Source organism: Devosia sp. A16 (assembly GCF_001402915.1).
Taxonomy (GTDB): Bacteria; Pseudomonadota; Alphaproteobacteria; order Rhizobiales; family Devosiaceae; genus Devosia_A.
Genome location: NZ_CP012945.1, coordinates 2,518,985 through 2,532,063 on the forward strand (window position 1 = coordinate 2,518,985; position 13,079 = coordinate 2,532,063).

The following is a 13,079-nucleotide window of genomic DNA, read 5'->3' on the forward strand; positions in this document are numbered from 1 at the left end:
AAGGTGGCTGGCGGACGACGGCGAAGCCATCGCCGCGGGCCGGTTGAGGGGTGAAGCGGCGCAACTCGCGCTCGCTAAGAGGCCGAACCCCTCACCCGAGTTCCGCTACGGACCTCACGGTCCTAGCTGCACTACCCTCTCCCCTCAGGGGAGAGGGGCTGGTTGCCAGGTCAGTGGCGGAGCCGCTCCTTGCTTGTTGCGAAGCTCCCGGCCCTTACTCCCCGCTCGGCTCGCCGTGCAGCACCGGGGCGTTGCCGGGCTGGGTCTTCATCGGCAGCGGCGGGGTCACCGGGCCGGTGTTGGAGAGCGTCGCCTTCAGCGCCTCCATCACCGCGATGCGCTGTGCGTCGTTCGGGGCGCTCTGCAGCTGGTGGCTGAGATCGATGATGAAGCTGGCATAGGCATTGTGCCAGTCGGCGGTGACCTGGCTGAGATCGACGCGGCGCTCGGCCGGTCGGGCGACGCCGGCAATGCCCTCGGCGCGGAGCTCGAAGGCGTCGTCGAGCAGCGGCATCAGCACCTGGTCGCCGGCGAGGCCGTCATCGTGCATCAGCGCGGCGCGCAGTGCCTTGCGTTCTTCGTCCTCGCCATGGGTCAGGAAGATCGCGCCGTGCGCCGGCAGGCGCTTGGTGACCCAGGCGACGAGCTCCGAATGGTCGGCATGCGCCGAATAGTTGCCGAGGCTGCGCACCTGCGCCCGCACCGGCACCAGCTCGCAATGGATGCGCACTTCCCTGGCACCCGACTGGATGATCTGGCCCAGGGTGCCCGGCGCCTGGTAACCGACGAACAGCACGGTGGCGTTGGCGCGCGGCAGGTTGTTGCGCAGGTGGTGCTTGATCCGGCCGGCATCGGCCATGCCGGAGGCCGACATGATGATGGCGCCGCCGCGGACCGAGTTGATCGCCTTGCTCTCCTCGACGCTCTCGACGATGCGGAAGCGGGAATCGTTGAACAGCTCGTCGGCGCTCAGTTCGACATCGTCGAACATCGAGGCGTACTTGCGATAGACCCCGGTGACCTTGCTCGCCAGCGGGCTGTCGAGGAAGACCAGGCTCGGGCTGATCTCGCCGGTCTTGATCAGGTAACCGATGTCGTGCAGCAGCTCCTGGCTGCGCTCGACCGCGAAGGTCGGGATCACCAGGTTACCGCCGCGGGCCAGTGCCGTATTGATCTCGGTCTTCAGCGCCTCCTGGCGCTGCTTGAGCGTATAGTCCTCGCGCTCCCGCCCGCCATAGGTGGATTCGGAGAGGATATAGTCATAGCCGGCCGGCGCGTCGGGCGCCTCCCAGAACACTTTCACGTCCGGCCCGAGATCGCCGGAGAACAGGATGCGGATGGCTTTGCCGTCGCTGTCCGTCACCTCGACCTCGATCGAGGCCGAGCCGAGAATATGTCCGGCATTCCAGTAGCGGGCGCGCACGCCCGGGCCGGGAGTGATCCACTCTTCGTACTTGACTGCCTTGGTGAGCTTCAGCGCTTCGTTGGCGTCTTCCATGACGTAGAGCGGCTGGAACGGCTCCTCGGCGCGGCGCGAGCGTTTCCTGGTCTCGCGGTCGGCCTCGCTTTCCTGGATGCCGGCGGCATCGGGCAGCAGGTACTCGAGCAGCCCGTTGGTCGGCTCGGTGGCCCAGATCGGCTTGCGGTAGCCCATATGGGTCAGCCGCGGCAGCAGCCCCGCATGATCGATATGGGCGTGCGTCAGCAGCAGGAAGTCGATCCCCTTGGGGTCGAACGGAAACGGCTTGTAGTTGAGATCGCGCACCGTCTTGTTGCCCTGGAACATGCCGCAGTCGACGAGGAACTGCCCCTTGGGGTGCACGATGCGGTAGCACGAGCCGGTCACGGTGCCCGACGCCCCGTGGAAGTGTAGCGTGACGGTCATGGCATGCTCCGATCTGTCCTAGGAAGAGTGGAAGGCCCCCTCACCCGCCGCCGCGCGGCGACCTCTCCCTCGAGGCAGAGGTGAGGTTGTGGCACGACTGTGACGGCGCACCACCTCTCCCTTTGGGGGACGCGGTAGCGCCCCGAGGGGAGAGGTCGGCCGAAGGCCGGGTGAGGGGGCCTTCAACTGCCGTGAGATCATCTATTTCGGCGCGCGCTTGGCGAGGATGCGCTGCAGGGTGCGGCGATGCATGTTGAGCCGGCGCGCCGTCTCCGAGACGTTGCGGTCGCACAACTCATAGACCCGCTGGATGTGCTCCCAGCGCACCCGGTCGGCCGACATCGGGTTCTCCGGCGGCTCGGGCGGCTTGTTGCCGGTGGCGAGGAGGGCGTTGATCACGTCTTCGGCGTCGGCCGGCTTCGACAGATAATCCACCGCACCGAGCTTCACCGCGGTTACCGCGGTGGCGATGTTGCCGTAGCCGGTAAGCACCACCGCGCGGGCATCCTCGCGCTTCTGATGCAGCGCCGCGACCACGTCGAGGCCGTTGCCGTCTTCGAGCCGGAGGTCGACCACGGCATAGGCGGGGGGGGCCTCGGAGACGGCAGCGAGGCCGCCGGCCACGGTGTCGGCAATGCGGACATCGAAGCCACGTTTCTGCATGGCCCGCTCGAGGCGGGTCAGGAAGGTCTTGTCGTCATCGACCAGAAGCAGGGTACGGTCGGCTGCAAGAAGTTCATCGACTGTGCTCATCGCCGCCTCATGTAGGGTCTTTTGGGCAAAAGGTCAAAATATGGGCAGCAAATCTACTCCCTCCCCTCGAGGGGAGGGGTCGGGGTGGGGGTGATGAGGCGGCATCCCTCCCCTCAAGGGGGCAGAAGCAGACGGTGTGTGGTGCGGAGCAAATGCCCCCTCATGGCTGCTCGATCGCCGCGCGCGGCCAGATCAACCGCACCCGGGCATGGCCGTCGGCCGCCTCGTTCTCGAAGCTCAGTTTGGCGCCGGTGCGCTCGAGCAGGGTCTTGGAGATGAAGATGCCGAGGCCCAGCCCGCCCGGCTCGCCGCTGTCGGCGCTGCGCGGCCGGGTGGTGAGGTAAGGCTCGCCCAGCCGGGTGATCAGGTCGGTCGGGAAACCCGGGCCGTCGTCGGTAATGGTCACCGTCAGCGCTTGCTTGTCCCAGCTGGCTTCGACCAGCACGGCGCGTTGCGCGAACTGCGCCGCATTGTCGATCAGGTTGCCCAGGCCATAGAGCAGCCCGGCGTTGCGGCCGATCACCGGTTCGCTGCCGCTGCCGCTGCCGGCGCCGGTGCGCACCGAAATCACCTTGCCGCCGCCTTCGAGCGGCTTGATCACCTCGGCGAGCAGCGCCGATACCGGCACGGCGGCGAACGGGTCGCCCGGCGTGTCGCGCAGGCTCCTGAGCTTGCCCAGAATCTCGCGGCAGCGCGCCGCCTGCGACATGATCAGCTCGATATCCTCGCGCACCGGCCCTTCGGGCACCTCGTCGCGGATCTCGCGCGCCGCCAGCGCGATGGTGGAGAGCGGTGTGCCCAGCTCGTGCGCCGCCGCCGCGGCGAGCCCATCGAGCGCGCTCAGCTGCTCGTGCCGCGACAGCGCCAGCTCGGTCGCCGCCAGTGCATCGGCGAGTTGGCGCGCCTCGTGCGCCACCCGGTTGGTATAGGCGGCAATGAAGATCGTGCCGCACAGGATCGAGACCCAGATGCCGATGACGTAGACCCGGTCGAACACGATGCGTGAGTCCGGGTCCCAGGGCAGGTCCATGTGATAGACCGAAAGCAGCGAGGCGAGCGCGATGGCGAGGGTGGCGAGGATCACCGTCGAGCGCTGCGGCAGCGTCGTCGCCGACACCGAAACCGGCGCCAGGAGCAGTAGGGAGAAGGGGTTCTGCAATCCGCCGGTCAAGGCCAGCAGCGCCCCGAGCTGACACAGGTCGAAGCTCAGGTGCACCGTCGCCACCGTGGTGGGCGGCCGATAGCCCTCGCCCAGCCGGAAGATCACCCACAGGTTGAGCAGCACGGAGAGCCCGATCAGCATCAGGCACTCGGTCAGGGGCAGCGGAAAGTTCAGCCCGAACTGGACGAACAGCACTCCGGCGGTCTGCCCGACGATCGCCAGCCAGCGCAACCCCACCAGCGTCGCCAGCCTGAGGGGTCGCCAATTGCCCGGCAGGATTGCCGACGTCTCCGCCAATGCCATGAATCGTCCTTTCCGGGCACTTCGGTTTCGGCCCGCATGGGAAGTCTAGCATGCCATTTCAAGGTCAAAAAAGCGCGAGCCAACGCTTGACCCCTCCCGTGACGGGACCACATCGAAGCAGTTCGTGACTGGGAGAAAAGTCCAATGCACACTGCGATTATCAAACCGCAATGGGGCCCGTTGACCATCGCTTTGATGGTCCTGGGCTTCGTTCTCTGGTGGCCGCTCGGCCTCGCCGTTCTCGCCTACATCCTATGGGGCGAAATGTTCGGCGGCTCGGCGGAAAAGGCTCAGGGGTTCGTCAACCGATCTCGCAACTGGGCGGAAAACTGCGGTCCCCGCGGCAACGCGTTCCGTCCCCACGGCTTCCGCAATTCGAGCGGCAATGCCGCGTTCGACGACTACCGCGCCGAGCAGCTCAAGCGCCTCGAAGAGGAGCGCCGCCGGCTCGATGAAGAGGTCAGCGCCTTCCACGAATACATGCGGAACCTCCGCATGGCCAAGGATCGCGAAGAGTTCGACCGCTTCATGCGCGACAAGAACGGCAACCGCCCGAACTATGGCGGCGACCAGAATAACGGGACCAACGTCTGACCTCGGCATGCGCGTGATCGTCCCCCGCAAGGCTGTTGCAAGCCTTGTCGGTCACGCTGCCGGTCCCATGCCCCTCCTCCTGACGACTGCGCCCCTTTCGAGGGGCGCTTTTTTGTCGTCGGCGTTTGCTCCGAATCGGCGATGATCAGGCCATGAACTTTCTGTTCCCCGCGAGGACGCCGAAGGTGCCGGCCGCGACGACGATCGTCATCGACGATGCGCCGGTCGAGATCACGGTGAAGGTGAGCGCGCGAGCCAGGAGCTACCGGCTGACCGTGCCGCATCACGGCAACCCGGTGCTGACCCTGCCGAAGACCGGCCGCTGGCCCGAGGCCGAGGGTTTTCTCAACCGGCATCGCGGCTGGCTGGCCGCTCGCCTCAAGCGCAGTGCGCCGCGCACTGCTTTTGCCGATGGCGAGGTGCTGCCGCTGCGCGGCGTGCCGCACCGCATCCATGCGACGGGCCGTCTGCGCGGTCGGGTCGAGGTGTCTGAGATCGATGGCGAGCTGTCGCTATTGGTGCCCGGCGAAGCGGCCCACATCCCGCGCCGGCTGACCGAATGGCTGAAGGCCGAAGCGCAGCGCGACCTCGCCGAGCGCTCCGACGTTCATGCCGCGACACTGGGCGTCGAGGTGAAGTCGGTGGCGATGCGCAGCCAGGCGACCCGCTGGGGCTCGTGCTCGTCGTCCGGGCGGCTCAACTACAACTGGCGGCTGATCCTCGCGCCGCCTTTCGTGCTCGACTATGTCGCGGCGCACGAGGTGGCTCATCTCGTCCACATGAACCACTCGCCCAGCTTCTGGAAGGCGGTCGAGCGGGCATTGCCCGACATGGAAAAGGGCAAGGCCTGGCTCAAGGCGCACGGCAAGGTGCTGATGGGGTATGGGCTGGAGTAGGGGCTTTTGCCCAACGGGCCTAAGCCGGTGCGCGCCGACCCCCGCCCCATCGGAGCGCCAGCGAGGAGTGGCCTACAGGCCACCCCGCAGCGGTACGGCGCGTGAGATCAAATATGTATCGCCCCATCCCCGCACATCAGCGCGGCTTCCTTGATCGCCTCGCTGAGCGTCGGATGCGCATGCGTGGTGCGGCCGAGGTCTTCGGCCGAGCCCGAGAATTCCATAAGGACGACGATCTCGTGGATCATCTCGCCGGCATTCTTTGCGATGATCTGCGCCCCCAGCACCCGGTCGGTAGCGACGTCGGCGAGGATCTTCACATAGCCCTGCGTCGCCAGCATCGCCTTGGCCCGGCCATTGGCGGTGAACGGGAACTTGCCGGCCTTGTACTCGATGCCCGCCGCCTTCAGCTCGTCTTCGGACTTGCCGACCCAGGCGACTTCCGGGCTCGTATACATCACCGACGGAATGGTGCCGTAATTCACGTGCGGCTGTTGGCCGGCGATGATCTCGGCCACCGCATGGCCTTCGTCCATCGCCTTGTGCGCCAGCATGGCCCCGGCCACCACGTCGCCGATCGCATAGATGCCCGGCACGTTGGTCTTGAACTGCGCGTCGGTGCGCACGCGGCCGCGCTCGTCGAGCGCCACGCCGACGCCCTCGAGGCCCAGCCCCTCGGTGAAGGGCTTGCGGCCAACCGCCACCAGCACCGCGTCGGCCTCGGCGAAGCTCGCCTCGCCGCCGCCGGCGGGCTCCAGCCGGGCGCGGACCGAGCCGTCGCCCTGCTTCTCGATCGCCGTCACCTTGGTCGAGAGCTTGAACTCCATGCCCTGCTTGGTGAGGTTGCGCTGCGTCTGCCGCGCCGCCTCGCTGTCGAGGCCGGGCAGGATCCGGTCGAGGAATTCGACCACCTGCACCTTGGCGCCGAGCCGGCCCCAGACCGAGCCGAGCTCGAGCCCGATAATGCCGCCGCCGATCACCAGCAGTCGCTTGGGGACGTCCTGGAAGGCCAGGGCGCCGGTCGAGGACACCACCTTGTTCTCGTCGATTTCGATGCCCGGCAGGCTGATCGGCACCGAACCGGTGGCGATCAGGATGTTCCTGGTTTCGATGGTGGTCGGCGCGCCGCTTTCCGGCGTCACCAGCACCTTGCCTTCGGCCGGAATCGAGCCGGTGCCGCGGAAGGTGGTGATCTTGTTCTTCTTGAACAGGAACTCGATGCCCGACACGTTGGCGGTGACGGTGTCGTCCTTGTGCGCCAGCATCTGCTTGAGGTTCAACTGAGGCGTCACGTCGATGCCGAACTGGCGGAACTGGTGGCCCGCCTCCTCGAACAGTTCCGAGGCATGCAGCATCGCCTTCGATGGGATGCAGCCGATATTGAGGCAGGTGCCGCCGAAGGTCGGCCATTTCTCGACCACCGCGACCTTCATGCCGAGCTGCGCCGCCCGGATTGCCGCGACGTATCCACCCGGGCCGGAGCCGATTACGGTGAGGTCGAAAGTGTCCGCCATGATGTCTCCGAGAGGCTCAAATGGCGCCTGGCAAGTGGCGCCCGCGCTGCCGATATAGGACTGCCAAACGGGTTAAACTACCCGCCCTTTGGAGGGAACCCCCGTCGCAGGCGGAGCCATGCGAAATGCGCATGATTCGATGTGCGCGATACGACAGCTGGCGGCTGCGGGGCCCTCCTGTCCCTCGATAAGGGGGAGACCAGAACGCTGGCGTTGATGTATGCGCCCCCTCCCCTTTCTTAGCGGGAGAGATCAAGGGTAGGGGCAGCCGCCCGCGGCATAGCGTTCAAGGCGCCGCCGCCCGTCCGCCGGTCACCGCCAGGGTGGTGCCGGTGACATAGGCCGCATCGTCCGACAGCAGCCACAGGATCGCCTGCGCCACCTCCTCGGCCGTGCCGACCCGCCCCAGCGGGACGCTGGGCGCCAGTTGCTGCGCCCGGTCGGGGACGCCACCGGTGGCGTGAAATTCGGTGTCGATTACCCCGGGACGCACGCCGTTGACCCGGATACCTTCTGCCGCCACCTCGAGCGCCAGCCCGACCGTGAACGTGTCGATGGCGCCCTTGCTCGCCGCGTAGTCGGCATAGACTCCCGGCGCGCCGAGCTTGGCGGCGGCGGAGCTGACATTGACGATGCCGCCGCCCCTGCCGCCATGCTTGCTGGACATGCGCCGGACCGCGGCGCCGGCACACAGGATCGAGCCGGTGACGTTGACCGCAAAGATGCGGTTGATGCGCTCGGCATCCATGGCGTCGACGCGCGACGAGGGGGCGATGGTGCCGGCATTGTTGACCAGCCCCGTCACCCGGCCCATGCGGTCGGCAGCACGAAAGATGTGCTCGACATCCTCGGCGAGGCTGACATCGCCGCGCACCGCGACGGCCTCGCCGCCGCGGGAATGGATTTCGGCGCACACCGCCTCGGCGGCCGCGACATTGCCGGCATAGTTCACCACCACGCCATAGCCGCGCATTGCCGCGAGCCGGCACACCGCGGCGCCGATGCCCCGGCTGCCGCCAGTGACCACAAGTACTTTATCGGACATCAGGTCCCTCCCTTGGGAGGTAACTCTACGGCCCAGGCCGAGAATGCAAAAGGCGGAACTGGCATTCTCTTTTGCTCCCCTCCCCTCAAGGGGGAGGGGAGCAGAAAGGGTCAGTTGCCGCCGAAGATATCGCCCAGGAGGTCGACCAGGGTGCGGCGCGGGCGTTCGGCCTGCGGCTGTTCCATCGGCTGCAGCGGTTGCTGCTCGAAGGTCGGTTGCGTCGTCATGGCGCCCGGCAGTTCGGCGACCGGTATGCCCTCGTGGGCCTTGGTCATGAACTGGCTCCAGATCTCCACCGGCACGTTGCCGCCGGAGAGCTTGGTGCCGACATCATTGTCGTTGCCGAGCCAGACACCCGCCACCATGCGGGCCGTATAGCCGACGAACAGCGCGTCGCGGGCCTTCTGGCTGGTGCCGGTCTTGCCGGCCATCGGCCAGCCGTTGAGCTGGGCCCGCTTGCCGGTACCGATCTCGACCGCGGCGTGCAGCATGTCGTTCATCTCGGCAACGATATTGGGCTCTATCACCCGGCCGGGGCCGGCCGCCACCGCGTCATACAGCACCTTGCCGTCGGCGGTCTCGATCCGGGTGATGACATTGGCGATGACGCCGATGCCGCCATTGGCGAAGGGCGCATAGGCTGCCGTCAGCTCGAGCAGCGAGACTTCCTGCGTGCCCAGTGCGATCGACGGCACCGCCTGCAGCGGCGACGAAATCCCCATCCGCATTGCCGCTTCCACCACCTTGTCCGGGCCGACATCGTTGGCGAGCAGCGCCGAGACGGTGTTGCGCGACAGCGCCAGCGCCTGGCGCAAGGTCATGTCGCCGCCATACTTGCCGTCGGCATTGGCCGGTTTCCAGCCGTTGATGTCGACCGGCCCGTCGGTGGCGATGGTGTCGGGGGTATAGCCCTTCTCCATGCCGGCCAGATACACGAACGGCTTGAAGGTGGAACCGGGCTGCCGGCGCGCCGTCACTGCACGGTTATACTGGCTCTGCTGGTAGTCGACGCCGCCGACCAGGGCCCGTACCGAGCCGTCGACATCCATCGCCACCATGGCGCCCTGGGTGAAGCCCTTTTCCTTGCCGTACTTGGCCACGGCTTCCTTCACCACGAATTCCGCCTCCTTCTGGAGGTCCCAGTTGATCGTGGTGTGGACGATCACGTCCTGCTTCACTTCGCCCAGATAGGCAGTCATCAGGCTCTCGACCCAGTCGGCGACATAGGATTCGCCTCCCACCACCTTGGTGCGCACCGTCTGGTTGGGGTCGATCGCCGCAGCCTTGGATTCGGCCGGGGTGATGTAACCTTCCTTGGCCATCGCCGCGAGCACCAGGCCCTGGCGCGCCTTTACCGCATCGGGGTTGCCCTTGGGGTTGAGGCGCGACGGCGCCTGCAGCGAGCCGGCCAGCATCGCCGCTTCGCCCAGCGACAGGTTGCGCGCCGACTTGCCGAAATAGCGCTGCGAGGCGGCCTCGATGCCGTAGGACTCGTGCCCGAAGAACATGCGGTTGAGGTAGAGGTCGAGGATATCGTCCTTGGAATAGTTCTGCTCCAGCCACACGGCGAGCAGCGCTTCCTGCACCTTGCGGCCCAGCGTTTGGTCGGGAGTGAGGAACAGGTTCTTGGCTACCTGCTGGGTGATGGTCGAGGCGCCGCGGGTCACTTCGCCCGCCTGCACGCTTTCGAGCGCCACCGAGACGAGGCCGAGCACGTCGATCCCGAAATGATCGTAGAAGCGCCGGTCCTCGATGGCGACGAAGGCCGCCGGCACGTAATAGGGCAACTCGCGCAGCGACACTGCCTCACCGCCGGTCTTGCCGCGGTTGGAGATCAATTGCCCGTTAGCGGCGACGATGCGGATATTGGCGGCGCGGTCCGGCACCTTCCAGGTGTCGGCCGAGGGCAGTTGCACGGCGTAGTAGACCACCACCGCGCCCAAGGCCAGGGCGCCCCAGATGCCCAGGATGAACAGCCAGGAGATCATCTTCCAGATAACCCCGAACAGCGTCAGCGGGCGCCGTTCACGCCGGCCACGGCCCTTCTTCTGCTTGGGGGCCCGACCACGCGGCGCCTTGCCGCGGGGGGCGCGCTCGCTGCGCTCGTCGTCGACATAGACGCCGCCATCGGAAAAGCCCGGCTCGATCCGGGCGCCGCGCGCCGCCTTTTTCGCCGGTGCGGAACGCTCCGAACGCGTGCCCTTTTTGGGCATGGCGCCGACGCGATCATCGGGCGAGACGTGAAAATCCATAAACAGGGCCCCGGCATTCTTCTTGCGCATGGCGTGTGTCCGGCAGCCGGTTCCCTTCGCGGGGCAGCCTGCGGACGCCATCGGGCATCCGACCGTCTCGCCAAGCCTCAGCCAACCCGAAACTCCGGGCCTTCGACCAGCGCGGTCCCCTTGGCTATCCAAGTTAAATGTGGCCGGTTTATGTGGGCTTAAGCGTGCCGGTCGAGCGGTGTTGCGGAGCGGTGACAGCTGGCGCAGGCCGGCTTCGATCGCAGCGAGCGCAGTGGCGGATCAACCGGCCGACAGCAGGTCACCGGCCTTCAGCCGCGCCACGTCACGCAGCGGCGGCGCGCCGAAGGTGCGGGCATATTCGCGGCTGAACTGGCTGGGGCTGTCATAGCCGACGCGGTGGCCGGCCGTCGCCGCATCGACCGCTTCGGACAGCATCAGCCGGCGCGCTTCCTGTAGCCGCAACTGCTTCTGGTACTGCAGCGGACTCATCGCCGTCACCGCCTTGAAATGCAGGTGCAGCGCCGAAGGGCTCATGCGCGCTTCGGCCGCCACCGTCTCGATGGCGAAGGCCTCGCGATAGTTGAGCTTGATCCAGCCGATGGCCCGGTTGACCTGCTGCAGCCGGCTCTCGGCCAAGGCAATCTGCTGCAGCTTGGTGGCCTGGTCGGAGCGGAGCAGGCGGTAGAGGATCTCGCGCTTCACCATCGGCCCGAGCACCGCCAGGTCCTCCGGCCGCTCAAGCAGCTTGACCAGCCGGATCGCCGCATCGAGCAGGTCGGACATGATCGGGCTCACCGTCACGCTCGGTTCGGCCTCGGCGGCCGCTGCGGCGGTGACGCCGCCGACCTCGATCAGCAAGGCGCCGATCTCGGCGGCATCGAGCTCGAGCTTCATGCAGAGGTATGGTTCGTCCGGCGTCGCCTCGACCACCTGGCCGATGACCGGCGTATCCACCGAGACGACGAGGAAATTCGCCGCGTCATAGTTGAGCACCCGGTCCCCGGCGATCACCCGCTTGCGGCCCTGCGCCACGATGCAGAGCGCCGGATGGTGCACGGCATGCATCGGTTCGGACGGGTGCGAGATCCGCACCAGCGACATGCCTTCGACCGGCGTTGCCTGAATGCCGTCGTCGGTCGCGAACTGTGCAATCAGGTTTTTGAGTTCATCCATGCGATCCATGGCGAATTCCTTCATTCTCGATGCAACCTACATAGCAGTTCGCGCGGGCGAGTCACGTGCGATCACCGAGTTTTGGAGGATTGTGCAATCACTCCGGAGGATCAGTCTACCGCCTCCAGTCCTTGCCGAGCGATATAGCTGTCACCGCCAGACGCACCAAGGTCGGCGGTAGAAAGCGAGGACCCCAAATGACTATCGATCTTTCCAGCATCGCCCGGAGCCTGCAGCCCCAGGCCATCCTCGCCATCACCAGCAAGCTTCTGAAGCAGGCGAATGTCCGGCCGCGCCGGCCGCGGCGCGAGCGGCGGAGCATGAATGGCTAACCGGCGGCTCGTTGTACTGCTTGCCGGCGCGGCGCTGATCGCCGCGCTGGCAGTCGTAGCGGGCACCACGCTGGGCCTCGCCTGAAGCCGCCGACCCCTCTCACTCCAGCCTGGAGTTTCACCAATGGGAACCAGACACGACTATACCGGCCTGTGGGCCACTGCAGACGGCGAAATCCGTCAGGCGCTGTTGCCCAACGGCCGCTACATCGAAGCGCGCGGCCATCTCGACGTCGCCTACCAGGGCGACTATCGGATCGTCGGCAACCACATCGAGTACCAGGACGATACCGGCTTCACCGCCGCCGGCGATTTCATCGCCGGCGTCCTGCACCATGCCGGCATGGTGATGTACGCCCGGGACTGACCCTCCGACTAACCCGGATCGGATGAAGGCCCGCCAACTGGCGGGCCTTTCATTTCAATTGGAGCGCGGCGCAAAAAGGATGATTGCTGTGCCAACCAGCGCCAGCCCTCCGCCGGCCAGATCCCATACGTCCGGGCGCCGTCCCTCGGCGAGCCACAGCCAAAGCAGGGATGCCGCGATATAGACCCCGCCATAAGCCGCAAAGGCTCGGCCCGCATGTTCGCTCGGCGCGAGCGTCAGCAACCAGGCGAAGGCCGCGAGTGAGGCCAGCCCTGGAATCAGCCACCAGATCGATTGCCCGTTGCGGAACCACACCCAGAACGCGAAACATCCGGCGATTTCGGCAACTGCGGCCCCGGCGTAGACCAGCAAGGTAGGCACGTAGACAGGCATTCGCGCGCTCCACCAGCTGATGTCGGTCCTAACGGCGCTATTTCTGGTCCCAGCCGACGATCACGCCATCTTCGAGCGTGACCTTGTCGCGATAGCGGTTGGCGGCGACCGGGCGGTACTTGAACACCTGCTTGATCTTGGTCTTCATGACCTTTTCCTCGATCGACGCCGGCTCGCCCCAGCTGTCGCGCAACTGCTCGGCCGTCATGCCCTGCCAGATGGTCTTGCTCACCAGCGCATCGACCAGCTTCTCGTCGCCGCCATACTTCTGCAGCAGGCGGGCATAGCGGCTGCGCTTGGCCAGGGCGAACGCCGCGAACCACAGCACGGCGACCGCCACGACGATCAGGATGCCAGCGACGATCCACTCCATCGCCGGTCAAGCCGCCAGCGGAAGGTGGGGGGAGGGCGATGCAGCC

Annotated in this window: 13 protein-coding genes; 4 read left to right on the forward strand and 9 right to left on the reverse strand. The window is 66.6% G+C overall.

Annotated elements, in window-relative coordinates:
* Positions 1–214 precede the first annotated feature (214 nt).
* From APS40_RS12295 to APS40_RS12305, 3 genes are all read right to left on the reverse strand, one after another.
* Entirely contained in the window at positions 215–1,885 is a 1,671-nt protein-coding gene (locus APS40_RS12295) for an MBL fold metallo-hydrolase RNA specificity domain-containing protein (protein ID WP_082434361.1), read from the reverse strand.
* Positions 1,886–2,086: 201 nt separating this feature from the next.
* A complete protein-coding gene (locus APS40_RS12300) occupies positions 2,087–2,638 on the reverse strand; it encodes an ActR/PrrA/RegA family redox response regulator transcription factor (RefSeq protein ID WP_055047327.1) in 552 nt (183 codons plus the stop codon).
* A 160-nt stretch (positions 2,639–2,798) separates the two neighbouring features.
* Complete coding sequence (locus APS40_RS12305) at positions 2,799–4,103, reverse strand: ActS/PrrB/RegB family redox-sensitive histidine kinase (protein ID WP_055047328.1); 1,305 nt, start codon at positions 4,101–4,103, stop codon at positions 2,799–2,801.
* 144 nt (positions 4,104–4,247) lie between these two features.
* Between APS40_RS12305 and APS40_RS12310 the strand changes: the two genes are divergently transcribed.
* Together APS40_RS12310 and APS40_RS12315 are read left to right on the forward strand one after the other, a co-directional pair.
* Positions 4,248–4,697 carry a DUF2852 domain-containing protein gene (locus APS40_RS12310; protein WP_055047329.1) on the forward strand — a complete coding sequence of 150 codons (450 nt, stop codon included), beginning with the start codon at positions 4,248–4,250 and terminating at the stop codon, positions 4,695–4,697.
* 152 nt (positions 4,698–4,849) lie between these two features.
* Positions 4,850–5,593 carry a M48 family metallopeptidase gene (locus APS40_RS12315; RefSeq protein ID WP_156342922.1) on the forward strand — a complete coding sequence of 248 codons (744 nt, stop codon included), beginning with the start codon at positions 4,850–4,852 and terminating at the stop codon, positions 5,591–5,593.
* A 107-nt stretch (positions 5,594–5,700) separates the two neighbouring features.
* Here APS40_RS12315 and lpdA read toward each other — a convergent pair whose 3' ends face one another.
* The 4 genes from lpdA to APS40_RS12335 all read right to left on the reverse strand — a co-directional run bounded on the left by lpdA (position 5,701) and on the right by APS40_RS12335 (position 11,577).
* The gene (gene lpdA, locus APS40_RS12320) at positions 5,701–7,107 is read right to left on the reverse strand and encodes a dihydrolipoyl dehydrogenase (RefSeq protein ID WP_055047331.1); all 1,407 of its coding nucleotides are present in this window, start codon (positions 7,105–7,107) and stop codon (positions 5,701–5,703) included.
* Between the two features lie 286 nt (positions 7,108–7,393).
* Positions 7,394–8,152 (reverse strand): SDR family oxidoreductase, encoded by a 759-nt coding sequence (locus tag APS40_RS12325; protein WP_055047332.1) that lies wholly within the window; start codon positions 8,150–8,152, stop codon positions 7,394–7,396.
* A gap of 110 nt (positions 8,153–8,262) precedes the next feature.
* Positions 8,263–10,434, reverse strand: a complete 2,172-nt coding sequence (locus APS40_RS12330) for a transglycosylase domain-containing protein (RefSeq protein ID WP_055047333.1) — start codon at positions 10,432–10,434, stop codon at positions 8,263–8,265.
* Between the two features lie 240 nt (positions 10,435–10,674).
* Positions 10,675–11,577, reverse strand: a complete 903-nt coding sequence (locus APS40_RS12335; RefSeq protein WP_055049649.1) for an AraC family transcriptional regulator — start codon at positions 11,575–11,577, stop codon at positions 10,675–10,677.
* 188 nt (positions 11,578–11,765) lie between these two features.
* Here APS40_RS12335 and APS40_RS25455 point away from each other — a divergent pair, with 188 nt between their 5' ends.
* Positions 11,766–11,900 carry a hypothetical protein gene (locus APS40_RS25455; protein WP_257720950.1) on the forward strand — a complete coding sequence of 45 codons (135 nt, stop codon included), beginning with the start codon at positions 11,766–11,768 and terminating at the stop codon, positions 11,898–11,900.
* Positions 11,901–12,024: 124 nt separating this feature from the next.
* Entirely contained in the window at positions 12,025–12,267 is a 243-nt protein-coding gene (locus APS40_RS12340; RefSeq protein WP_055047334.1) for an Atu4866 domain-containing protein, read from the forward strand.
* A gap of 54 nt (positions 12,268–12,321) precedes the next feature.
* Here the strand turns inward: APS40_RS12340 and APS40_RS12345 are convergent, their stop codons facing one another.
* Together APS40_RS12345 and APS40_RS12350 are read right to left on the reverse strand one after the other, a co-directional pair.
* Positions 12,322–12,660 (reverse strand): YnfA family protein, encoded by a 339-nt coding sequence (locus tag APS40_RS12345; protein WP_055047335.1) that lies wholly within the window; start codon positions 12,658–12,660, stop codon positions 12,322–12,324.
* Between the two features lie 37 nt (positions 12,661–12,697).
* A complete protein-coding gene (locus APS40_RS12350) occupies positions 12,698–13,033 on the reverse strand; it encodes a hypothetical protein (RefSeq protein ID WP_055047336.1) in 336 nt (111 codons plus the stop codon).
* Positions 13,034–13,079 lie beyond the last annotated feature (46 nt).

Bases quoted from the DNA above. Each gene is read 5' to 3' on its own strand.
- APS40_RS12295 (WP_082434361.1), bottom strand. From the start codon at position 1,885: ATGACCGTCACGCTACACTTCCACGGGGCGTCGGGCACCGTGACCGGC.
- APS40_RS12300 (WP_055047327.1), bottom strand. From the start codon at position 2,638: ATGAGCACAGTCGATGAACTTCTTGCAGCCGACCGTACCCTGCTTCTG.
- APS40_RS12305 (WP_055047328.1), bottom strand. From the start codon at position 4,103: ATGGCATTGGCGGAGACGTCGGCAATCCTGCCGGGCAATTGGCGACCC.
- APS40_RS12310 (WP_055047329.1), top strand. From the start codon at position 4,248: ATGCACACTGCGATTATCAAACCGCAATGGGGCCCGTTGACCATCGCT.
- APS40_RS12315 (WP_156342922.1), top strand. From the start codon at position 4,850: ATGAACTTTCTGTTCCCCGCGAGGACGCCGAAGGTGCCGGCCGCGACG.
- lpdA (WP_055047331.1), bottom strand. From the start codon at position 7,107: ATGGCGGACACTTTCGACCTCACCGTAATCGGCTCCGGCCCGGGTGGA.
- APS40_RS12325 (WP_055047332.1), bottom strand. From the start codon at position 8,152: ATGTCCGATAAAGTACTTGTGGTCACTGGCGGCAGCCGGGGCATCGGC.
- APS40_RS12330 (WP_055047333.1), bottom strand. From the start codon at position 10,434: ATGCGCAAGAAGAATGCCGGGGCCCTGTTTATGGATTTTCACGTCTCG.
- APS40_RS12335 (WP_055049649.1), bottom strand. From the start codon at position 11,577: ATGGATCGCATGGATGAACTCAAAAACCTGATTGCACAGTTCGCGACC.
- APS40_RS25455 (WP_257720950.1), top strand. From the start codon at position 11,766: ATGACTATCGATCTTTCCAGCATCGCCCGGAGCCTGCAGCCCCAGGCC.
- APS40_RS12340 (WP_055047334.1), top strand. From the start codon at position 12,025: ATGGGAACCAGACACGACTATACCGGCCTGTGGGCCACTGCAGACGGC.
- APS40_RS12345 (WP_055047335.1), bottom strand. From the start codon at position 12,660: ATGCCTGTCTACGTGCCTACCTTGCTGGTCTACGCCGGGGCCGCAGTT.
- APS40_RS12350 (WP_055047336.1), bottom strand. From the start codon at position 13,033: ATGGAGTGGATCGTCGCTGGCATCCTGATCGTCGTGGCGGTCGCCGTG.